The sequence below is a fragment of the Brevibacterium sp. LAARM2_SD2 genome (genome assembly GCF_057364785.1).
This window is the reverse complement of sequence record NZ_JBNFOM010000002.1, coordinates 120,697-140,681: the sequence shown is the minus strand read 5'-3', so window position 1 is coordinate 140,681 and position 19,985 is coordinate 120,697. Positions and strand designations below refer to the sequence as shown.

The 19,985-nt window shown below is 69.1% G+C and carries 21 protein-coding genes, 1 tRNA gene and 1 pseudogene; 16 read left to right on the top strand and 7 right to left on the bottom strand.

All coding sequences use genetic code 11. The annotated features are described in order from the left end of the window. The first annotated feature begins 74 nt into the window (after positions 1–74). Positions 75–162, top strand: a tRNA-Leu gene (locus AC2W7K_RS01960). A gap of 112 nt (positions 163–274) precedes the next feature. Further along, a pseudogene (locus AC2W7K_RS01955) lies at positions 275–1,581 on the top strand (M20/M25/M40 family metallo-hydrolase). Here the strand turns inward: AC2W7K_RS01955 and AC2W7K_RS01950 are convergent. Together AC2W7K_RS01950 and AC2W7K_RS01945 are read right to left on the bottom strand one after the other, a co-directional pair. Beyond that, a complete protein-coding gene (locus tag AC2W7K_RS01950; RefSeq protein ID WP_486005694.1) occupies positions 1,535–2,509 on the bottom strand; it encodes a DMT family transporter in 975 nt (324 codons plus the stop codon). The pseudogene AC2W7K_RS01955 and the gene AC2W7K_RS01950 overlap by 47 nt on opposite strands. Positions 2,510–2,517: 8 nt before the next feature. Continuing rightward, positions 2,518–2,721, bottom strand: a complete 204-nt coding sequence (locus AC2W7K_RS01945; RefSeq protein ID WP_232623601.1) for a DUF5703 family protein — start codon at positions 2,719–2,721, stop codon at positions 2,518–2,520. Between the two features lie 54 nt (positions 2,722–2,775). On the opposite strand from AC2W7K_RS01945, the gene AC2W7K_RS01940 reads away from it, so the two are divergent. Next, a complete protein-coding gene (locus tag AC2W7K_RS01940) occupies positions 2,776–3,507 on the top strand; it encodes a histidine phosphatase family protein (protein WP_198498795.1) in 732 nt (243 codons plus the stop codon). 2 nt (positions 3,508–3,509) lie between these two features. Here the strand turns inward: AC2W7K_RS01940 and AC2W7K_RS01935 are convergent, their stop codons facing one another. Further along, a complete protein-coding gene (locus tag AC2W7K_RS01935; RefSeq protein ID WP_198498794.1) occupies positions 3,510–4,343 on the bottom strand; it encodes an undecaprenyl-diphosphate phosphatase in 834 nt (277 codons plus the stop codon). A gap of 350 nt (positions 4,344–4,693) precedes the next feature. Here AC2W7K_RS01935 and AC2W7K_RS01930 point away from each other — a divergent pair, with 350 nt between their 5' ends. Continuing rightward, entirely contained in the window at positions 4,694–5,314 is a 621-nt protein-coding gene (locus AC2W7K_RS01930; protein WP_486005707.1) for an aldo/keto reductase, read from the top strand. 54 nt (positions 5,315–5,368) lie between these two features. Here AC2W7K_RS01930 and AC2W7K_RS01925 read toward each other — a convergent pair whose 3' ends face one another. Beyond that, on the bottom strand, positions 5,369–5,677 hold the full coding sequence (locus tag AC2W7K_RS01925; RefSeq protein ID WP_198498792.1) for a hypothetical protein: 309 nt from the start codon (positions 5,675–5,677) through the stop codon (positions 5,369–5,371). A 95-nt stretch (positions 5,678–5,772) separates the two neighbouring features. On the opposite strand from AC2W7K_RS01925, the gene AC2W7K_RS01920 reads away from it, so the two are divergent. Genes AC2W7K_RS01920 through mshC form a run of 3 tightly spaced genes read left to right on the top strand, consistent with a single transcriptional unit; the run spans position 5,773 to position 8,454 of the window. Then, on the top strand, positions 5,773–6,336 hold the full coding sequence (locus tag AC2W7K_RS01920) for a DUF3090 domain-containing protein (protein ID WP_137824063.1): 564 nt from the start codon (positions 5,773–5,775) through the stop codon (positions 6,334–6,336). Further along, the gene (locus AC2W7K_RS01915; RefSeq protein WP_486005706.1) at positions 6,303–7,154 is read left to right on the top strand and encodes an SCO1664 family protein; all 852 of its coding nucleotides are present in this window, start codon (positions 6,303–6,305) and stop codon (positions 7,152–7,154) included. The genes AC2W7K_RS01920 and AC2W7K_RS01915 overlap by 34 nt, the downstream gene beginning before the upstream one ends. 40 nt (positions 7,155–7,194) lie before the next feature. Next, the gene (mshC, locus tag AC2W7K_RS01910) at positions 7,195–8,454 is read left to right on the top strand and encodes a cysteine--1-D-myo-inosityl 2-amino-2-deoxy-alpha-D-glucopyranoside ligase (protein ID WP_198498791.1); all 1,260 of its coding nucleotides are present in this window, start codon (positions 7,195–7,197) and stop codon (positions 8,452–8,454) included. Position 8,455: 1 nt separating this feature from the next. Here the strand turns inward: mshC and AC2W7K_RS01905 are convergent, their stop codons facing one another. Further along, entirely contained in the window at positions 8,456–9,286 is an 831-nt protein-coding gene (locus AC2W7K_RS01905; RefSeq protein WP_198498790.1) for a proteasome assembly chaperone family protein, read from the bottom strand. A 22-nt stretch (positions 9,287–9,308) separates the two neighbouring features. On the opposite strand from AC2W7K_RS01905, the gene AC2W7K_RS01900 reads away from it, so the two are divergent. Further along, positions 9,309–9,968: an HAD family hydrolase gene (locus AC2W7K_RS01900; protein WP_198498789.1), complete on the top strand. Its 660-nt coding sequence runs from the start codon at positions 9,309–9,311 to the stop codon at positions 9,966–9,968. On the opposite strand, the gene AC2W7K_RS01895 is transcribed toward AC2W7K_RS01900, so the two are convergent. Next, positions 9,946–10,755 carry a RecB family exonuclease gene (locus AC2W7K_RS01895; protein ID WP_198498788.1) on the bottom strand — a complete coding sequence of 270 codons (810 nt, stop codon included), beginning with the start codon at positions 10,753–10,755 and terminating at the stop codon, positions 9,946–9,948. The genes AC2W7K_RS01900 and AC2W7K_RS01895 overlap by 23 nt on opposite strands. A gap of 153 nt (positions 10,756–10,908) precedes the next feature. Between AC2W7K_RS01895 and AC2W7K_RS01890 the strand changes: the two genes are divergently transcribed. The 3 genes from AC2W7K_RS01890 to arc are packed head-to-tail and all read left to right on the top strand — an operon-like array spanning position 10,909 to position 14,883. Then, positions 10,909–12,069 carry a site-2 protease family protein gene (locus AC2W7K_RS01890; protein ID WP_198498787.1) on the top strand — a complete coding sequence of 387 codons (1,161 nt, stop codon included), beginning with the start codon at positions 10,909–10,911 and terminating at the stop codon, positions 12,067–12,069. A gap of 46 nt (positions 12,070–12,115) precedes the next feature. After that, positions 12,116–13,240, top strand: a complete 1,125-nt coding sequence (locus tag AC2W7K_RS01885; protein WP_232623599.1) for a tRNA (adenine-N1)-methyltransferase — start codon at positions 12,116–12,118, stop codon at positions 13,238–13,240. Further along, entirely contained in the window at positions 13,237–14,883 is a 1,647-nt protein-coding gene (gene arc / locus AC2W7K_RS01880) for a proteasome ATPase (RefSeq protein ID WP_198498786.1), read from the top strand. Before AC2W7K_RS01885 ends, arc begins: the two co-directional genes overlap by 4 nt. Positions 14,884–14,923: 40 nt before the next feature. Here arc and AC2W7K_RS01875 read toward each other — a convergent pair whose 3' ends face one another. Then, positions 14,924–15,319, bottom strand: coding sequence for a DUF3054 domain-containing protein (locus AC2W7K_RS01875; RefSeq protein WP_198498785.1), 396 nt, complete (start codon positions 15,317–15,319; stop codon positions 14,924–14,926). Positions 15,320–15,351: 32 nt separating this feature from the next. On the opposite strand from AC2W7K_RS01875, the gene dop reads away from it, so the two are divergent. The 5 genes from dop to pafA are packed head-to-tail and all read left to right on the top strand — an operon-like array spanning position 15,352 to position 19,972. After that, positions 15,352–16,890, top strand: a complete 1,539-nt coding sequence (gene dop / locus AC2W7K_RS01870; RefSeq protein WP_198498784.1) for a depupylase/deamidase Dop — start codon at positions 15,352–15,354, stop codon at positions 16,888–16,890. Continuing rightward, a complete protein-coding gene (locus AC2W7K_RS01865) occupies positions 16,890–17,081 on the top strand; it encodes a ubiquitin-like protein Pup (protein ID WP_095375555.1) in 192 nt (63 codons plus the stop codon). The genes dop and AC2W7K_RS01865 overlap by 1 nt, the downstream gene beginning before the upstream one ends. Position 17,082: 1 nt before the next feature. Next, positions 17,083–17,883, top strand: coding sequence for a proteasome subunit beta (gene prcB / locus AC2W7K_RS01860; protein WP_198498783.1), 801 nt, complete (start codon positions 17,083–17,085; stop codon positions 17,881–17,883). Further along, positions 17,880–18,569, top strand: a complete 690-nt coding sequence (prcA, locus tag AC2W7K_RS01855) for a proteasome subunit alpha (protein WP_198498782.1) — start codon at positions 17,880–17,882, stop codon at positions 18,567–18,569. The genes prcB and prcA overlap by 4 nt, the downstream gene beginning before the upstream one ends. Further along, positions 18,566–19,972 carry a Pup--protein ligase gene (gene pafA / locus AC2W7K_RS01850; RefSeq protein WP_198500973.1) on the top strand — a complete coding sequence of 469 codons (1,407 nt, stop codon included), beginning with the start codon at positions 18,566–18,568 and terminating at the stop codon, positions 19,970–19,972. Before prcA ends, pafA begins: the two co-directional genes overlap by 4 nt. Positions 19,973–19,985 lie beyond the last annotated feature (13 nt).

Genomic DNA, 19,985 nt, shown 5'->3' with positions numbered 1-19,985 from the left:
AGTGAGGTCGGTCACAAACGGCCGATTCGATTTTGCGCCGCCGCCGAACGCGTGTAGAGTAATTCCTGTTGCCAGCGCGGGTGGCGGAATTGGTAGACGCGCTAGCTTGAGGTGCTAGTGTCCAAATTATCGGACGTGGGGGTTCAAGTCCCCCTTCGCGCACAACAGGGAAGGCCCTTCCGGAGGAATCCGGGAGGGCCTTCGCTCATTCCCCGTCGCGCCCGTGCGTTAACGTTGATCCTGTTCAGCACCGTCGTGTCGAAGGGGAGTCTCCATGTTTGATTTCAGTGCCGCCGAGGACGAGGTCACATCCCTGTGCCAGCAGCTCATCCGCATCGACACCCAGAACTGGGGGATGAACAAGGCGAACCCGGAACGCCCGGCCGCTGAGCTCATCGAGAGCTGGTTCGCCGAGGTGGGGCTGGCGTCGACGATCGTCGAATCCGCTCCCGGCCGGCGTCGCTGGTCACCCGGATCGCCGGCGTCGATGCGACGGCTCCGGCCCTCGTCGTCCACGGCCACACCGACGTCGTCCCGGCCGCCGCCGAGGACTGGAGCGTCGACCCCTTCGCCGGTGTCATCAAGGACGGTCTGCTGTGGGGACGCGGGGCCGTGGACATGAAGGACATGGACGCGATGATCATCGCGGCGATCCGCGACATGGTCCGCCAGGGCCTCCAGCCCCGCCGCGACCTCATCGTCGCCTTCTTCGCCGACGAGGAGGCCGGAGGCGAATACGGGGCCCGCTACGTCGTGCGCAACCACCCCGAGTTCTTCGCCGGCGCCACCGAGGCGATCTCCGAGGTCGGCGGCTACTCCGTCGACATCCGCGGACAGCGGGTCTACCTCATCCAGACAGCGGAGAAGGGGCTGGCATGGCTCAACCTCATCGCCCACGGCTCCGCCGGCCACGGTTCCCAGCGCAACGACGACAACCCCGTCACCCGGCTCGCCGCGGCGATCACCCGGATCGGCGAGCACGAATGGCCGCAGGACATCCCCCCGGCGACACGACAGCTGCTCGAAGGGGTCTCGGAGATCACCGGGATCGCCTTCACCTCGGAAACGATCGGCGAACTGCTCACCGAGCTCGGCTCCGTCGCGAAGTTCGTCGCCCCGACCCTGCAGAACACGTCGAACCCGACGTTCCTCGAGGCCGGCTACAAGCACAACGTCATCCCCGGCACGGCGACCGGATACGTCGACTGCCGTACGCTTCCCGGCCAGCACGAGGACGTCATGCTCACGATCAAGGAACTCGCCGGACCGGGCATCGACATCGAGGTCAGCGAACAGGGCCCTGCCCTCGAAGCCGACTATCAGACCCCGCTGGTGGCCCAGATGAACGCGAGCCTGCTCGCCGCCGACCCGGACGCCAGGGTGCTGCCGTACACGCTCTCGGGCGGCACCGACAACAAGTCGCTGTCGGAGCTCGGGATCGCCGGCTACGGGTTCGCACCTCTCCGGCTCACCGGGGACCTCGACTTCCCGGCGATGTTCCACGGCGTCGACGAGCGCGTGCCCGTCGACGCGCTCAGGTTCGGGACCCGCGTCCTCGGCGACTTCCTGATGCGGGCGTGATCGTCACCGCGATCCCGACGAGGACGAGCGCGGCGCTGAGCACCGTCGTCACGCTCACCAGTGATCCCGGCAGCGGCAGCAGGTAGTCGAGGAGGAGCGCGCCGAGGAGGTTCCCGAACAGCGAGAAGAGGCTGAGGAGGAGCACGCCGAGGCGACCGACCGTGAGCGCGGTGATCCCGATGAAGATCACCCCGAAGGCTCCGCCGAGCAGCAGCCACCACTCCTCCGGCGCCGTGGGGAACCCCTGCCACCGCGCACCGCCGGCCATGACGACGGCGGTGGCCGCGAGGAGGGCGACGAACCCGGTCGCGAAGTTCGCCGTCGTCGCGACGACGGCCGATCCGGATGCCGCCCGGACGCGGCCGTTGAAGGCCTGCTGGACACTGACGAGACCGCCGGCGATGAACGGCAGCACCGGTGCCCACCACGGCACCCCGAGGTCGAGCCGCTCGGCGGCGCCGACGACGAGGGCCCCGAGGACGATGAGGACCCCGAGGATGCGCAGCACCGTCAGCCGCTGACGGCCGCCGGGCGGCAGCGCCGTGCCGTCGACGATGATGCCGCCGGCGACCTGACCGGCGACGAAGGCCATCGTGAACATCGCGACGCCCATGAGCGGGACCGTCACCGCCTGGGCGACGACGACGAACGCGCCGTTGAGCCCGCCGAGGAGCATCCACCACGGCAGCCGGCCCGAGCGCACCCAGACGACGAGTCCCGACGGCGCGCGCGACGACGCGCTCGCGACGAGGACTGCGCCGACGACGAGGAGACCCGTGGCGAAGGAGATGAGCGCGGCGAAGACGGCGCCTCCGAGCACCGCCCCGAGCAGACCGTTGGCGCGTCCCTGCAGCGACATCGCCGCCCCCGCGAGGATCGTCGCGGAGCCGGCGAGGAGGAGGGAGAGGAAGCCCGAGTGCGTTGCCAACCCCGCGATCAGCCGGCGGTCGGCAGCGGCATGATCTTGCGGCGCAGCCAGACGGTGCGGGTGCCCCCGGCGGAGATCCGGGTCCGTGCGAGCTCCCACTGACCGTATTCGGCCTGGTCGTTGAGCTCCTGGAGACTGACGGAGCGCGGGACGTCCTTGGAGAACGAGACCTTCCGGAACTCGTAGGTCATCCTCGGTCGCTGGCGTTTCATGCGCCCACCTCCTTCATAGGGCCACTGTAGACGATGTGGGCTAATCTGGATCGTATGCCCGTCATCGTCCTCCTCAGACACGGACTCTCGAGCGCGAACACGGCAGGGATCCTCGCCGGACGCACCCCCGGCGTGTCGCTGACCGAGGACGGGACCCGGGCACTGGAGGCGACGCTGCGGATGCTTCCGCACACCTCCTTCGCCCGCCTCATCCACTCACCGCTGCTGCGGTGCGTGCAGACCGCCGAGATCGCACAGACGCACATCGAGGTGACCGAGACCCGCATCGGCGAGGAGTTCGTCGAACTCGACTACGGGGACTGGACCGGGCGCAGCCTCGCCGACCTCGTCACGACACCCGACTGGGAGACGGTGAGCCGGCGCGCCTCGGCGATGCGGTTCCCCGCCGGCGAGGCCATCGCCGAGGCGGCCGACCGGGCCGTGTCCGGGGTGCGGTTCCTCGTCGGCGAACTCCGGGAGCTCGAGAGGCTGGAGCAGGAAGCGGCGCAGCGACCCGAGCCGCCGAGCGAATCGTCGGCAGCGGGGGAGAAGCCGAAGCCCGCGTGGGGGATGATCGTCTCCCACGGCGACATCATCAAGGCGATCATCGCCGAGGCGCTCGGTATGCCGCTCGATGACTTCCAGCGGCTCGCGGTCGCCCCCGGCTCGTTCACGATCATCGACTACTCCGGGCCGTTCCCGGTGCTCACGGCGATGTCGGTGACCGCCGCCGGGCTTGCGGAGGCCGGTGTGCCCGGCGGCGGCGGTCTCAGCGACCCCGAGTGACCTCAGCCTGCGGCGAGGACGCCGGTGCCGAGGAGGATGAAGAGGAGGATGCCGAGCGCGACGCGGTACCACACGAAGATCGCGAACGACTTCGTCTGGATGTAGCGCAGGAACCAGTGGATGACGGCGAGGCCGAGGCAGAACGCGATGACGGTGGCGAGGATCGTCGGACCCCAGCCGAGCACCATCTCGGTGTCGCCGAGGCTCTTGACGATGCCGTAGAAGCCCGACCCGAGCACGGCGGGGATCGCCAGCAGGAACGAGTAGCGCGCAGCGGCGGGACGGTCGAAGCCCATGAACCGGCCGGCCATGATCGTGCCTCCCGAGCGGGAGACGCCGGGGATGAGGGCGAGAGCCTGCGCGAAGCCGTAGACGATGCCCTGTCCCCAGGTCATGTCCTCGATCGTGTACTGCTTCTTCCCCACCCAGTCCGCGAGGCCGATGATGAGGCCGAAGACGATGAGCATCGTCGCGGTGATCCACAGACTGCGGAAGGTCGTCTCGATGTAGTCCTGGAAGAGGAGTCCGAGGATGACGATGGGGATCGACCCGACGATGATGAGCCAGCCCAGGCGCACCTCGGGGTCCTTGCGGTCATGCCTGCCGACGAGCGCCAGGCACCACTTCGAGATGATGGAGACGATGTCGCGCCAGAAGTAGACGACGACGGCGAGCTCGGTGCCGATCTGGATGATCGCGGTGAAGAACGCCCCCGGATCCCGACCCGGCAGGAGCCATTCGCCGACGATGCGCACGTGCGCCGACGATGAGATCGGCAGGAATTCCGTGAGTGCCTGGACGATTCCGAGCACGGCGGCCACGAGCCATTCGTACATGCGTCTCCTAGGAGAAGAGGGTTGGCGGGAACGTGACCACGGTAGTCGGCGAATCGGGTAACCTCAAGAATCATGAACTCCAACCGCCTGGGAACGACCGGTCTTGACGTCAGCGATGTGGGTCTGGGCACCTTCGAGTGGGGGCATCGGGTCGACGGGCGGGACGCGCAGAGGCTCGTCGACGCCTACGCCGAGGCGGGCGGCAATCTCCTCGAACTTCCCAGCTCAGGCCTCCATGCGGCCGAAGTCCTCGGACAGGTCGACCTGCCGGACGCGGTGAGTGTGATGGGCAGGGTCGGGGTGTCGCTGAGTGAGTCCTCCCACATCGAGCTCGGGCTCGGCGCGCCCGCATCCTCGACCAGGTCGCCGAGCTGCTGCGCGCGATCGGCCGCGAGCACCTCGACGTCCTCGTCCTCGACGTCTTCGACGCCGAGGTCGACAGGTCCGAGACCGCCTCGGCGATCGACACCCTGCTCACGCTCGGCACCGTCCGCTACGTCGGCGTCTCCCACCACACGGGATGGCAGCTCGCCGAGATGCGCGGGGCCGGCATTCCGATCGCGTGCGCGATCAGCGAATACTCCCTGCTCAACCGCGACGCCGATGCCGAGCTCGGACCGGCCTGCGACTATGCGGGCATCGGCCTCATCGCCGGTGCCGGGTTGGGCCGCGGGGTGCTTGCGGACAAGTACCAGCGCGGCACTCCCCAGGACTCCCGGCTGGCGGGGGAGCTCTCCGACTACGTCTCGCCCTACCTCGACGACAGGGCGTCGCGGGTGCTCGCGGGCGTGCGCCGGGCCGCGGCGGCCCTCGGGGTGAGCACGACGGACATCGCCCTGGCCTTCAACCGCGAACGCGGCATCGCCTCCACCCTCGTCTCCGCGCGCACCCCGGAGCAGCTGGGTCAGATCATGAGCAGCGACGTCACCCTCGAACCGGAGATCGCCGAGGTGCTCGAGCAGATCTCCTGAAGTCTCGGCTCCCGGCAGGCACCGGTCCTCGTGAGGGTCAGCCCTCGTGAGGCGTCAGCGCCGGGCGTCGTCGATGTCGTCCTCGTCCTCGTCATCGTCGTCATCGGCGACGCCGAACTCGTCGTAGTCCTCGTCTTCGTCGTCGGCCTTCGCATCCTCGACGTCGTCGAAGAGCTCGAACGGGGTGACTTCGTCATACGCGGTGTAGATGGCGTCTTCGTAGATCTCGAAGGCGTCGGCCAAAGCCATGTACGCGGCTTCGACTCGGGGGTCTTGGTCTCCATTGCGATGTGCGGATGCGGCGAAGTGCTCCCTCACCGCTTCGAGGAATGCGTCCAGGGCCTCACGAGGATCTGTGCTCATGAGTCAAATGTATCCCAGCACGACGGTCACGCCTAGGGTCGGCGCAGATGGCCGGGGTTCCGACGGCCGGGCGGCAGTGGATTAGGCTGGGCCACATGGCCTCACTCTACGATCACCCCACACCCGACCGCTTCGTCGTCGGCACGATCGGCCTGCCGGGGGAGCGGACCTTCCTCCTCCAAGCGAAGTCCGGCGACGCCCTGACGACGGTGATCGTCGAGAAGGAGCAGGTCGAGATCCTCGCCGACCGCATCACCGAGCTCCTCGACATGGTGATGATCAAGGACCCCGCCGCCCGCGTGCCGCAGACGGCGATCGACGACCGCATCGACAATGCCGGGCTCAACGTCCCCATCGACCCCGAGTTCCGGGTCGGGACGATGAGCCTGGGGTGGGACACCGTCGCCCACGAACTCGTCGTCGAGTGCTTCGAACTCACCGAGGAGGACGCGCAGGCCGGCACCTCGGCCGACCCCGATGACGACGAGGTCGAGCGCGATGTGCTGCGCACCGTCCTCGATGCGGCCGGTGCCCGCGAGTTCGCGCGCCGCGCCGAGCAGGTCGTCTCCGCCGGGCGCGGGGACTGCCCGTTCTGCTCGCTGCCGCTCGAACCCGAAGGCCACCTCTGCCCGCGCGCCAACGGTGTTGCACGAGCCTGACGGCCGGCGGCGGTCGACGCCTCGTCGAATCCGCGCTGACCGGCGGGGAGCCCACGCTCATGGGAGACATCCCGCGGGCGAGCAACTCGACCTCGCTCGTCGTCGTCGACCACGCCGACCGCGTGCTCAAGGCCGTCTACAAGCCGATCGCCGGCGAGAGACCCCTCCACGACTTCCCCGACGGCACCTTGGGGCTGCGCGAAGTCGCCGCGTACCGGCTCAGCGCCCACCTCGGCCTGCGGGTCGTCCCGCCCACCGTGCTCCGCACCGATCTGCCGCACGGTCCCGGCTCCCTCCAGGCCTACGTCGAGGACGCCGGCGACGACGCCGACGTCGCGCTCACCGAGATCGACGGGATCCCCGAGGCGTTCGCCCCGATGTTCGCCCTGCGCACCGAGGACGGACGGGACCTCGTCCTCTCCCACAGCCTCGGCGAGGAGCTGCGCCGGGTCGCCTTCTTCGATCTGCTCGCCGGCAACGCCGACCGCAAGGCCGGGCACATCATCACTGGCAGCGTGCTGCCCGGGGTGACCGGGGGGTTCGGGACGTTCGGCATCGACAACGGATTGAGCTTCCACCCGGAGGAGAAGCTGCGCACGGTGCTCTGGGGATTCGCCGACTCCGCGTTCGATGACACCGAGCGCGCGGCCCTCGACGAGGTCGCGGCCATGCCCGCGGTGCTCGTCGACGCGCTCACCGAGTGCCTGCGGGAGACGGAGATCACAGCGCTCGCGCAGCGGGCGCAGACCCTGGCCGACACCGGGATCTTCCCCCCTCCGCCCGAGGACAGGACGGCGATTCCCTGGCCGCCGATCTAGGACGTGCTCGCGACCGCCGGTCTCGGTTAGGCTGGTCTGCGTGAAATCATGGTCCGCACCTGAGCTGCCCCAGCTGTCCACCACCGGCACAGTCCCCACCGTCTTCGACACCGGGGCGCGCAGCCCGAGGCGACTGAGCGGACGCGACGGCAGAGCAGCCCTCTACGTCTGCGGGATCACCCCCTACGATGCGACCCACCTCGGCCATGCCGCGACCTATGTCGCCTTCGACCTGCTGGGCCGGGTGTGGCGCGATGCCGGCCTCGACGTCGTCTACGTCCAGAACACGACCGATGTCGACGACCCGCTGCTCGAACGCGCCGCGGCCACGGGCGTGGACTGGCGCGAACTCGCCGAGTCGCAGATCCAGCTCTTCCGCGACGACATGGAGGCGCTGCGCGTCATCCCGCCCCAGGACTACGTCGGCGTCGTCGAATCGATTCCGCGGATCGCCGCCGCCGTCAGCGCCCTCCTCGCCGAGGGGGCCGCGTACACCCTGGACAACGGTGACGTCTACTACCGGGTGGACACCCCGATTCAGCCGCCGTTCGGCAGCGTCAGCCACGACGATCGGGCGACGATGCTGCGCCTGTCCGCCGAGCGCGGCGGCGACCCGGAGACCCCCGGCAAGGAGAATCCGCTCGACCCGCTGCTGTGGCGCGCGGCCCGCGACGGCGAACCCTCCTGGGACGGCGGGGCGCTCGGTCCCGGACGCCCGGGCTGGCACATCGAGTGCACGGTCATCGCCGACGACTGTCTCGGCCTGCCCGTCGACGTCCAGGGCGGCGGCAGCGACCTCATCTTCCCGCACCACGAGATGGGCGCCGCCCACGCCGCGGCGTGGCAGCGCACGCCGCTGGCGCGGACGTTCATGCACACGGGCATGGTCGGCTTCGAGGGCGAGAAGATGAGCAAGTCGAAGGGCAACCTCGTCCTCGTCTCGCAGCTGCTCGCCGAGGGCGTCGACCCTATGGTCATCCGCACCGTGCTCCTGTCGAACCACTACCGCAGCGACTGGAACTTCACCCGCGACCTCCTCGACTCCGCGGCCGAGCGCCTCGCCGCATGGAAGCACGCGGCGACGTGCGAATCGGAGTGCCGGGAGGGGCTGCGCACCCACATCATCGGCCTCCTGCGCGAAGCCCTCGCCGACGACCTCGACAGCCCCCGGGCCCTGGGGATCCTCGACGAATGGGCCGAGCACTACGCCGACACACCGGCCGGGGAGCCCGGCGCCGTGACCGGGGAGCGGGTCGCCGACGCCGTCGACGCCCTGCTCGGCATCCGGCTGCGCGACTGACTCAGCGCTCGCGGCCGCGTCCGCGCAGGTAGCGTTCGAATTCCGCGGCGATCGCCTCGCCGCTGGCCTCGGGCAGCTCGGTCGCGTCGATGCGCTGCTCGAGGCGCCCGAGCAGCTCGGCCAGCTGCGGATTGCCCGACACGACCTCATCGGCGCCGAGCTCCCAGGCTCGGCTCTCCTCCTCGAGGATGGGAATGTCGATCTCGATCCCCGTGGTCTTCTCGACGGCCCGGACGAGTGCGAGTTCGGCCTTCGGCGACGGCGAGTCCCCGAGGTAGTCGGGCACGCCCACCCAGAGGTTGATCGCGGTGAGCTGCCGCCACGAGCACGCGACCCCGAGGAGTCCGAGGATGCCGATGGGCCCTTCGTAGCTGTTGATCTCGATGCCCAGCTGCGCGGCGAGGTCGGGGTCCTCGGTGTTCGCGACGACCGGCAGCGGCCGGGTGTGGGGCACCTCGGCGTGGAGGCCGCCGAGGAGGACGACGGAATCGTCCTCACCCACCTCGGCGAGGATGAGGGAGAGGAACTCCCGCCATTTGAGTCCGGGCTCGTGCCCGTGGATGACGGTGACGGCACGTCCCTCATGGGTGCCGCGGTGGACCTCGACGCCGGGCCACGCGATGCTCGCGCGTCCCGTCTCATCGCGTTCGATCTCCGGTTCGGAGAAGCGGAACTCGTAGAAGCCGTCGGTGTCGAGGATCTCGCTGTCGTCGAGCCCCCACGTGTCGATGATGTCCTTGACCAGCGAGCTCGCCGCCTCCGAAGCATCGGCGTCCTGCCCCTCGAAGGCGATGAAGACGAGCGCACCGTGACCTGATGGGAGAAATGTCATGCGACCACATTACGCTGGAACCATGACGAATCCTGGCGCGGTCCTCTGGGACATGGACGGAACCCTGGTCGACACCGAACCGTACTGGATCGAGGCCGAGACCGAGCTCATGGCCGCCCATGGACTGCCGTGGTCGGAGGAGCAGGGCCTCGAGTTCGTCGGCAACGATCTCCTCACCTCCGGCAGCCTCATGCGGGAGGCCGGACTCGACCTGCCCGCCCCCGTCATCGTCGACACGCTGCTCGCGGCCGTCATCGCCCGCATCGCGGAGTCCGTGCCCTTCCGGCCCGGCGCGCTCGAGCTGCTGAGCGCGCTGCGGGAGGAGGGGATTCCGTGTGTGATGGTGACGATGTCCTACCGCAGCCTCGCCGAGGCGGTCATCGCCGCGTGCCCGCCCGACAGCTTCGTCGGGCTCATCTCCGGTGACGAGGTCAGCGCCGGCAAACCCGATCCGGAGCCCTACCTCGCGGGAGCCGCGCTGCTCGGTCTCGATCCCGGCAGGTGCATCGCCCTCGAGGACTCCCGGCCCGGACTGGCCAGCGCCGAGGCGGCGGGCACGATCGCGATCGGCATCCCGCACCTCGTCGACCTCGACCCCGCCCCCGGCACGACCCTGTGGACGAGCCTCGCCGGACACGACGTCGACGATCTGCGCGCGCTCACGTCCCGACTATCCGCGTGATCTCCGGGGTCGGGGGAGCGGCGTTGCCCCAGGCCGGGCACAGGGGCTTGAACGAGCACCAGTTGCACAGCGGGGACTTCCGGGGACGCCAGCGATCGGCTTCGGCGGCTGCGACGATGTCGTTCCAGATCGCGGCGATCTCGAATTCGCTGGCCTCGAGATCGGCCGGAGTCGGATGGGATTTGAGGATGCTCCGCGAGCCGAGGTACATGAGCTGGAGCGTGTGGACGAGCTCTCCGGTGAGCCGGTACTCGACGAGCGCGTAGAACCCCATCTGGAACTTCGCCTCCCGCCCGTACTGGGGTTTCGGCTGCTTGCCGGTCTTGTAGTCGACGAGGCGCTTCTCCCCGCCCGGGGCGACGTCGACCCGGTCGATGAACCCGCGCAGCTCGAGCCCGTTGTCCAGCGTCGTCGTCACGTACTTCTCCGTCGTCTCCGGTTCGAGATGCTCGGGGTACTCGAGGGTGAAGTACGCGCGCACGAGGTTGTGGGCGGATGTGAAGAATGTCTCCTTCTCCTGATCATCGGCGAAGATCTCGAGCACGGTCGGGTCCTTCTCCACCAGGGCGTCCCAGCTCGGGGAGAGCATCGCCTGGGCGGCGTCCTCGGTGCGCTCGGCCGCCGGCAGCGTGAAGAGCTGCTCGAGCACGGAGTGGACGAGCGTGCCCTTGAATGCCGCCTGTGAAGGGGGTTCCGGAAGCCTGTCAATGCTGCGGAAGCGGAACTTCAAGGGGCATTGCACGAAGTCGTTCGCACGGGACGGAGAGAGACTGGTGAGCTCGGCCATGCACCCACTCTAACGAGGGGTCCTGACACGGGCCGGGCACGACGCGGCAGGCCCCGTCGAGTTGAGCGGACACGACGCGTCTGACATGGTGAAGGCCTCTGCCGCTGTTAGGCTGAGAATCCCGACCCCAACGTGCAAGAGGATGTCCTTTTCATGGCCGCGAAGAACCACCAGACCGGCGCCTCATCCGGCGTGCGCCTGGGGACCGTTCTCGGCGCCCCCGTCATCCTCGCGTGGTCGTGGTTCCTCGCCGCGATCGTCATCACGATCCTCTTCGCCCCGTGGGTGCACACGGTGCGCCCCGACCTCGGGCTGTGGTCGTGGGCGGTGGCGTTCGCCTACGCCGTCCTCCTCTTCGCCTCGGTGTTCCTCCACGAACTCGCCCACGGCGTCGCCGGCCAGTTCTACGGGCAGAAGGTCGCGGCGATCGAGCTCAACATCTGGGGCGGCTTCACCCGCTTCGAACCGCAGGTCGACAACCCGCGCGACAAGGCGGCGATGACGAGCTTCGTCATCTCCATCGTCGGGCCCATCGTCAACATCGTCCTCGCCCTCCTCGGGTGGTGGTGCCTGAGCGCGGTCACCCCGTACTCGGTGCCGTGGCTGCTCCTCGTCGCGATCACCTTCGCCAACGTCGCCCTCGGCGCGATCAACCTGCTCCCGGGCATCCCGCTCGACGGCGGGTGGGCGCTGCAGGCGCTGATGTGGCGGATCACCGGGTCCCAGTACCTCGGCACGATCGTCGCGAGCTGGGTGGGGCGGATCATCGCGATCGGCTTCATCGGCTGGTCGGTCATCACCCCGCTGCTCGCCGGTCAGCGGCCCGATCCGCTCAACGTCGCCTGGATGTCGCTCATCGCCATCATGCTGTGGTTCTCCGCCGGGGATGCCGCGACCCATGCGAAGCGGGCCCGGAAGATGGAGACCTACGATCTGCGGCAGGTCATCCAGCCGGCGATCGCCGCGACCTGGGACGCCGATCTCGCCGACACCCTCGACTATGCGAACACGCTCGGCCATGCCAAGGAGCGCACGCTCATCGTCGTCCTCGACCAGAAGGGGCTGCCCTACGGTCTCGTCGACCGCCACGCCGCGGCCGGTCGCCTTGCCGAATCGATGACCCACATCCCCGTCGGCGAAGTGGCCAGGCCCCTTGCCGGCTGGATCGGGGTGCCCAAGGACATCACGGCACCGCATCTGCTCGAGTCGCTCACCCACCGCCCCAAGGCGCAGTTCTGCCTGGTCATGGACGGCAACACGCTCGTCGGCGTCATCGATCTGCAGGAGTTCTTCGACGAGCTTCTCGCGGCCTGAACCGGTGTGCGTAAGGCACACCTCACCAGCGTAGAGTAGAAGCATCATGACTCAGCCTCACCGACCCGACACCGCACTGCGCGCGGGGGAGAAGATCCAACTCACCGATCCCAAGGGCCGGATGCACACGATCGTGCTCGCCTCCGGAGAGGTGTTCCACACCCACAAGGGACTCATCAGCCACGACGACATCATCGGCCGTCCCGAGGGCATCGTCGTGACGAACTCCGGGGGTGTGGACTTCCAGGTCTTCCGCCCCCTCTACGAGGACTTCGTGCTCTCGATGCCGCGCGGGGCCGCCGTCGTCTACCCGAAGGACTCGGGTCTCATCGTCACCCTCGGCGACGTGTTCCCCGGAGCCACCGTCGTCGAGGCGGGCGTCGGGTCGGGCGCCCTGTCGATCGCCCTGCTGCGCGCCGTCGGGCCCCAGGGCCGCCTCCACTCCTTCGAGCTGCGCGAGGAGTTCGCCCACATCGCCGCGGGCAACATCGCCGACTTCTTCGACGGCGCCCCCGACAACTGGGCGGTCACGGTCGGCGACCTCGCCGAGACCCTGCCCGCGGAGTTCGCCCCCGGCACGGTCGACCGCGTCGTCCTCGACATGCTCACCCCGTGGAACGTGCTCGCCGCCGTCACGGAGGCGCTGGCTCCCGGGGGCGTCGTCATCGCCTACGTCGCGACCGTCCCGCAGCTCTCGCGCTTCGTCGAGGCGGTCCGGGAGACCGGGTGCTTCAGCGAACCTAGCGCGATGGAGTCGATGGTCCGCGGCTGGCACGTCGACGGACTCGCCGTCCGTCCCGACCACAGGATGATCGCCCACACCGGCTTCCTCGTCATCGCCCGCAGAATGGCACCGGGGGAGGTGCCCCTGGAGAAGAAGAAACGCCCCCAGGGTGCGCCGGCCTCGACCGCCGACGTCGAGGCGTGGACCGGAGGAGAGGTGACGGAGACGGCGATCGGCACCCGGGTGGCGACCGGCAAGAAGCTGCGTCGGGTGATGCGCGAGGCCGGCAGACGACTCGAGACTCCCGGCACCAATCCGGCACAGCCAGCCGCAGACCAGCCTGACCCGGCGCCGCCTGCCGGAGACCAGACCGACCCGGCACAGCCTGCCGCAGACCAGCCGGCCGCAGCGGCCACGGACCCAGAGCAGAAGGAGGACAGCCGATGACAGAGACACCGACGAGCGAGGTGAAGAAGCTGCGGGAGGACACCGCCTCCCTGCGTCAGCAGCTGTTCACCGCCGGCAAGCGGAACGAGGCGCTGTCGAAGACGCTGCGCACCGCCCGGGAGGAGCTCGGGCGGATCAAGGAGGAGGCCAGGCGGCTGACCGAGCCCCCGAACAGCTGGGGGACCCTCATCGCCGTCGACGACGCGGGCCTGTTCGCCGATGTCATCGTCGGCGGACGGCGGATGCGGGTGGCGGTCGGTCCCGAGGTCGAGGCGAAGTCGCTGCGTCCCGGCACCGAGGTGCTCCTGTCCGAGGGCCTCGTCATCATCGGCACCGGCGACTTCGGCTCGGTCGGCAGCGTCGTCACCGTCCGCGAGTTCATCGACGACACCCGCATCCTCGTCGGCGCTCCCGGCGACGACGAGCAGGTCTACGTCCTCACGCAGGAGGTCCTCGACTCAGGCGTCCGCCTCGGCGATGCCGTCGTCGTCGACACCCGCACCCACTTCGCCCTCGAGGTCGTCGAGAAGCCGGAGGTGTCCTCGCTCCTGCTCGAAGAGGTCCCCGACATCACGTACTCGGACATCGGCGGTCTCGCCGATCAGATCGGGCAGATCCAGGACGCCGTCGAACTGCCCTTCGAGCACCCGCAGCTCTACACCGAGCACGGGCTCAAACCGCCCAAGGGCATCCTCCTCTACGGTCCGCCCGGCTGCGGCAAGACGCTCATCGCCAAGGCGGTCGCGAACTCGCTCGCCGAACGCAGCTCGGAACGGGCGCGGAAGACCTACTTCCTCAACATCAAGGGCCCCGAACTCCTCGACAAGTACGTCGGGGAGACGGAGCGGCAGCTCCGGCTGATCTTCGCCCGAGCCCGTGAGAAGGCCTCGGCCGGGTTCCCCGTCGTCGTCTTCTTCGACGAGATGGAATCGCTGTTCCGCACCCGCGGCACCGGCAAGTCCTCCGACGTCGAGACGACGATCGTTCCGCAGCTGCTCACGGAGATCGACGGCGTCGAGCAGCTCGACAACGTCATCGTCATCGGCGCCTCGAACCGCGAGGACCTCATCGACCCCGCGATCCTGCGGCCCGGTCGCCTCGACGTGAAGATCCGCATCGAACGGCCCGACGCCGAGGCCGCGCGCGACATCTTCGGCAAGTACCTCACCCCGGCGCTGCCGCTGCGGGAGAGCCTCGTGGCCGAACACGGCGGAGCCGAAGCCACGGTCAGCGCCCTCATCGACTACTGCGTCGAGCGGATGTACGCGAGCGTGCCGGAGAACGAGTTCGTCGAGGCCACCTACGCCGACGGCTCCCGCGAGGTCCTCCACTTCTCCGACTTCGCCTCGGGCGCGATGATCCACAACATCGTCGACCGGGCGAAGAAAGGGGCGATCAAGTCACTGCTCGAGACCGGGCAGCGGGGTCTGCATCCCGAGCACTTCGCCGAGGCGATCGCCGAGGAGTTCAGCGAGCACGAGGACCTGCCGAACACGACGAACCCCGACGAGTGGGCGCGGATCTCCGGGCGCAAGGGCGAGCGGGTCACCCATCTGCGGATGATGCACCTCGACACGACCCGCGGAGCCCCGACGCTCGAGTCCGAGATCGCCGAGGCGACCCCGAACCCCGACCTGCTCTGAGGCCGGACCGGGTCCGGGCTTGTGGGTCGTGGTCTGCGGCTCAGCGGCGGCGCTTGCCGCCGCCGGAGACGGCGGTGGCGATGACCCGCCAGCCGACGAGGGTGATGAAGTTGAGCGTCGTGGCGACGATCATGAAGCTCACGGGAACCTGCCCGGGATCCCCGCCGGCGCCGGTGAGGCCGCGGATGACGAGGCCGAGCAGCACGGTGATCGCCCAGATCCCCGTGCCCGAGGCGAGCGGGGACAGCGGTCGGTCCCACACCGCGGCGAGCACCCACGCGACGACGAGGGCGGCGACGAACGGCCAGGCGGTCGTGACGATGCCCTGCGGGTCGAGGTCGTTAGAGTGGGTGTAATGCCCGATGATCGTGAAGAGGATCACGAGCACGAGGTCGACGACTAGGGCGATCGGGAGATGAGATTTCTTCGCAGCCACGAGTGCGAGTCTAACGGTGGAGGGAGCAGGTCATGATCACGGTGCACCGGGTGATGGGAGCCGAGACCGAGTTCGGGCTGAGCCAGCCGGGCAACCCCGGGGCGAACCCGATGCGCGACTCCGCGCGCGTCGTCGACGCATATGCGGGACCGCGCGGTCTCAAGTCGTCCCAGAGCTTCTGGGACTTCGAGACCGAGTCCCCGCTCGCCGATGCCCGCGGGTTCCTCATGAACGTCGCCGACGCCGACGCCTCCCAGCTCACGCACCTGCCCGCCGAGGCGGTCGAAGCCGAGTACCTCGCCAACGTCGTCACGGAGAACGGCGCCCGCTACTACGTCGACCACGCCCACCCCGAGTACTCCTCTCCCGAGGTGCTCACCCCGCGTGACCTCGTCGCCTACGACCGGGCCGGGGATCTCGTCGCCCTGGCCTCCGTCCGTCGGCTGGCCGCCACCGACGCGCCGGTCAACCTCTACAAGAACAACACCGATTCGAAGGGCGCCTCCTACGGCACCCATGAGAACTACCTCGTCGACCGCACCGTCGACTTCGACGACCTCGTCGCCGGGCTCATCCCGTTCTTCGTCACCCGGCAGATCCTCTGCGGCTCCGGTCGGGTCGGGATCGGCCGCGAAGCGGAGACCCCCGGCTTCCAGATCTCCTCGCGGGCGGACTTCTTCGAAGCCCAGGTCGGACTCGAGACGACCCTGCGCCGCCCCATCGTCAACACCCGTGACGAACCGCATGCCGATCCCGACCGGTACCGCCGACTCCACGTCATCATCGGCGACGCCACCCTCGCCGAACCCGCGACCCTCGTCCGGTTCGGCTCGACCGCCCTCGTCCTCGGCCTCATCGAGGCGGGTCTGGCCCCCCGGATCGAGCTCGCCGACCCGCTCCAGGCGCTCTGGGACGTCTCCCATGATCTCCAGCTGAGCACCCGCCTGCCGCTGGCCGACGGGTCTCACCTGACCGCCCTGGAGATCCAGGACCTCTACTGGACCGCGTGCCGGGAGCACGCGGGCGATGACCCGGAGACGCAGGAGGTGCTCGCCGAATGGCGTCGCTTCCTCGACGGTCTCGCGACCGATCCCACCACGCTCGCCGATTCGATCGACTGGGTCGCCAAATGGGTGCTCCTCGACGGCTACCGGCAGCGGGAGGGACTGTCCTGGGATCATCCCAAGCTCGCCCTCATCGACGTCCAGTACCACGATGTGCGCCCCGAGAAGGGCCTCTTCCACAAGCTCGAGAGGGCCGGGCGGATCACCCGTCTGACGACGCCGGAGGAGGTCGAGGCCGCCGTCACCACCCCGCCGGAGGGCACCCGGGCCTACCTCAGGGGACTCGCGGTGACGCGGTTCTCCGACGCCCTCGTCGCCGCCAGCTGGGACTCCCTCGTCTTCGACGCCGGGGCCGCCGGGCTGGTGCGCCTGCCGATGAGCGAACCCCGCAAGGGAACCCGCGCCCTGCTCGCCGAGCGGCTGTCCGGCGTCGACGACGTCGACGGCCTGCTCACGGCCCTGGGAGTGACTAGACTGAGCGCCAAGACGCAAGAGAGAAGGCTGTGATGAGCTCGAACGAACAGATCAACAAGGACCACTCCGCCGGTGGGGACGAGCCGCCGGTCGATCCGCCGCAGGCGGTGTCCGCCCAGATCAACACCGAGAACGTCGATTCGATCCTCGACGAGATCGACAGCGTGCTCGAGTCCAACGCCGAAGAGTTCGTCCGCAACTTCGTGCAGAAGGGCGGCCAATGAGATGGCAGGGTTCCCGCCTGCATTCCTCAGCTCGACGAGCAACTCCTTCATCGACCTCATCCGGGACCTCGCCCCGGACGCGCTGCCGCAGCCGCAGGGCTCTGCGATGAGCGAGCAGCTGCCGCACGCGACGACGATCGTCGCGTTCCACACCGGCTCCGGCGTCCTCATGGCCGGCGACCGGCGGGCGACGATCGGGAACATGATCGCCTCCCACGCGATGGAGAAGGTGCGTCCCGCCGACGACTACTCCGTCATCGGCATCGCCGGCACCGCCGGTGTCGCCCTCGACCTCATCCGGCTCTTCCAGCTCGAGCTCGAGCACTACGAGAAGATCGAGGACGCCCGGCTCTCCCTCGGTGGGAAGGCCAACCGGCTCGCGGCGATGCTGCGCGGCAACCTCGGACTGGCGATGCAGGGACTGAGCGTCGTGCCGATGTTCGCCGGCGTCGACGACTCCCGCCCCCAGGGTCAGATCTTCAGCTTCGACATCACCGGCGGCAAGTACGAGGAGCACCGCTTCCACGCGATCGGCTCGGGCTCCGGGTTCGCCCGGGGTGCGCTGAAGAAGCTCTGGGAGCCCGGACTCGAGCCCGATGCCGCGCTCACCGTCGCCGTCGAAGCCCTCTTCGACGCCTCCGACGACGATTCGGCGACCGGGGGACCGGACTTCGTGCGGAAGCTCGCCCCGACGGTCTTCACCGTCGAACTCGGCACCGGGGTCAGGGAGGTCCCCGCCGACCGGGTGCTCGCCACCGCCGCCGAGGTGGTCGCGGAGCGGACGCGGAAGGCACAGGCATGACTCAGGCACCGTTCTACGTCTCACCCGAACAGCTGATGAAGGATCGGGCGGACTTCGCGCGCAAGGGCATCGCCCGCGGCCGGTCCGTCGTCGTCCTCCGCTACGACACGGGCATCCTCCTGCTCGCCGAGAACCCTTCGCCGACGCTGCACAAGATCGCCGAGATCTACGACCGCATCGGCTTCGCCGCCGTCGGCAAGTACAACGAGTTCGAGACGCTGCGGCAGGCCGGGGTCCGCTACGCGGACCTGCGCGGCTACTCCTACGACCGCAGCGACGTCACCGCCCGGGGACTGACGAACGCCTACGCCCAGACACTGGCCGGGGTGTTCACGACCGAGTCGAAGCCCTTCGAGGTCGAACTCGTCGTCGCCGAGCTCGGCCGGACCGCCGCGACCGACCAGCTCTATCGGATCACCTACGACGGGTCCGTCATCGATGAGACGGAGCACGTGGCCATCGGCGGTCAGGCCGATGCGATCACCGCCCGCCTCAAGGGGATCGTCACGAGCGCCAAGCCGCTCACCGCGGTCGTCGACCTCGGCGTCGAGGCGCTCAAGGCCGCCGGTTCGGGTCCGCTGCCCGTCGACGACCTCGAAGCCGCCGTGCTCGACCGCGAGGTGCCCGGACATCGCACCTTCCGGCGGCTCTCCGATGCCGCCCTGGCCGAGCTCAGGTCGGACTGATGGCCCGCATCTACGGGCTCGAGACCGAGTACGGGCTCGCCCACACCCCGGGGGAGGACCGGCGGCGGATCGGTCCCGAGGAGATCGCCCGCTACCTCTTCCGACCGGTCGTCAGCTGGGGGCGGTCGTCGAACGTCTTCCTCCCCAACGGCTCCCGCCTCTACCTCGACGTCGGCTCCCACCCGGAGTACGCGACGGCCGAATGCGATTCGCTGCCCGACCTGCTCGCCCAGGACAGGGCCGGCGAGGCGCTGATGATCGACCTCCTCGATCAGGCGCAGGAGGCCCTGGCCGCCGACGGGCTGACCGGGCGGATCCACATGGTGAAGAACAACACGGATGCGGCGGGCAACTCCTACGGCTCGCACGAGAACTTCCTCATCCGGCGCGGCCTCGACTTCAACCGGCTGACCACCGTGCTCCTGCCCTTCCTCGTCACCCGGCAGCTGCTCGTCGGGGCCGGGGCGATCATTCCCCGCACCTCCTCCTTCCATCCCGACGAGGACGTCACGCGCACGGACATGACCTTCGGCCTCTCCGCCCGCTCCGATGTCATGTGGGAGGGCCTGTCCTCGGCGACGACCCGGTCGCGGCCGATCATCAACGCCCGCGACGAACCGCACGCGGATGCGGAGAAGTACCGCCGGCTCCACGTCATCGTCGGCGACTCCTCGATGTCGACGGCCACCTCGGCGCTCAAGCTCGGCTCCGCCGTGCTCATGCTCGACCTCATCGAACAGGGGGCGCGCCTCCCCGACCACGGGCTGCGCCACCCCGTCCGCGACATCCGCGTCATCGCCCGCGACCTCACGGGCAGGACCGTCCTCGAACGCAGCGACGGGTCGACGACGACGCCGCTGGGACTGCTCGCCGACTACCGGGACCGGGCGGCCCACCTCGTCGAGACCGGTGACCACAGCCTCGGCGACGAGGCGCTGGCCGCCTACGTCATCGACCTGTGGTCGCGGATGCTCACCGCCGTCGAGGCGCAGGACTTCGCGGGCGTCGACACCGAGATCGACTGGGTGATCAAGCGCACGCTCATCGACCGGGCGATGGCCCGCGGTGACATCGGGCTGAGCGACCCGCAGATCCAGCGTCTCGACATCGCCTACCACGACATCACCCCGGCCACCGGGCTCTTCCCCAGACTCGAGGCGGCGGGCCTGGCGAAGAGCCTCGTCAGCCGGCAGGCCCAGGACGCGGCGAAGGAGGCTCCGCCGCAGACGACGCGGGCGGCCGTGCGCGGAGAGTTCATCCGCGCCGCCCACGACGCCCGCCGCGACTACACCGTCGACTGGGTCCACCTGCGCCTCAACGACGAATCGGGCCGCGCCGTGGCGCTCAAGGATCCCTTCTCTCCGACGCATCCGCAGGCGGAAGCTCTCATCGCCGGCCTGTAGGATCGTCTGGAAC

Bases quoted from the DNA above. Each gene is read 5' to 3' on its own strand.
- AC2W7K_RS01945 (WP_232623601.1), bottom strand. From the start codon at position 2,721: ATGAAACGCCAGCGACCGAGGATGACCTACGAGTTCCGGAAGGTCTCG.
- AC2W7K_RS01940 (WP_198498795.1), top strand. From the start codon at position 2,776: ATGCCCGTCATCGTCCTCCTCAGACACGGACTCTCGAGCGCGAACACG.
- AC2W7K_RS01935 (WP_198498794.1), bottom strand. From the start codon at position 4,343: ATGTACGAATGGCTCGTGGCCGCCGTGCTCGGAATCGTCCAGGCACTC.
- AC2W7K_RS01925 (WP_198498792.1), bottom strand. From the start codon at position 5,677: ATGAGCACAGATCCTCGTGAGGCCCTGGACGCATTCCTCGAAGCGGTG.
- AC2W7K_RS01920 (WP_137824063.1), top strand. From the start codon at position 5,773: ATGGCCTCACTCTACGATCACCCCACACCCGACCGCTTCGTCGTCGGC.
- AC2W7K_RS01905 (WP_198498790.1), bottom strand. From the start codon at position 9,286: ATGACATTTCTCCCATCAGGTCACGGTGCGCTCGTCTTCATCGCCTTC.
- AC2W7K_RS01900 (WP_198498789.1), top strand. From the start codon at position 9,309: ATGACGAATCCTGGCGCGGTCCTCTGGGACATGGACGGAACCCTGGTC.
- AC2W7K_RS01895 (WP_198498788.1), bottom strand. From the start codon at position 10,755: ATGGCCGAGCTCACCAGTCTCTCTCCGTCCCGTGCGAACGACTTCGTG.
- AC2W7K_RS01890 (WP_198498787.1), top strand. From the start codon at position 10,909: ATGGCCGCGAAGAACCACCAGACCGGCGCCTCATCCGGCGTGCGCCTG.
- AC2W7K_RS01885 (WP_232623599.1), top strand. From the start codon at position 12,116: ATGACTCAGCCTCACCGACCCGACACCGCACTGCGCGCGGGGGAGAAG.
- arc (WP_198498786.1), top strand. From the start codon at position 13,237: ATGACAGAGACACCGACGAGCGAGGTGAAGAAGCTGCGGGAGGACACC.
- dop (WP_198498784.1), top strand. From the start codon at position 15,352: ATGATCACGGTGCACCGGGTGATGGGAGCCGAGACCGAGTTCGGGCTG.
- AC2W7K_RS01865 (WP_095375555.1), top strand. From the start codon at position 16,890: ATGAGCTCGAACGAACAGATCAACAAGGACCACTCCGCCGGTGGGGAC.
- prcB (WP_198498783.1), top strand. From the start codon at position 17,083: ATGGCAGGGTTCCCGCCTGCATTCCTCAGCTCGACGAGCAACTCCTTC.
- prcA (WP_198498782.1), top strand. From the start codon at position 17,880: ATGACTCAGGCACCGTTCTACGTCTCACCCGAACAGCTGATGAAGGAT.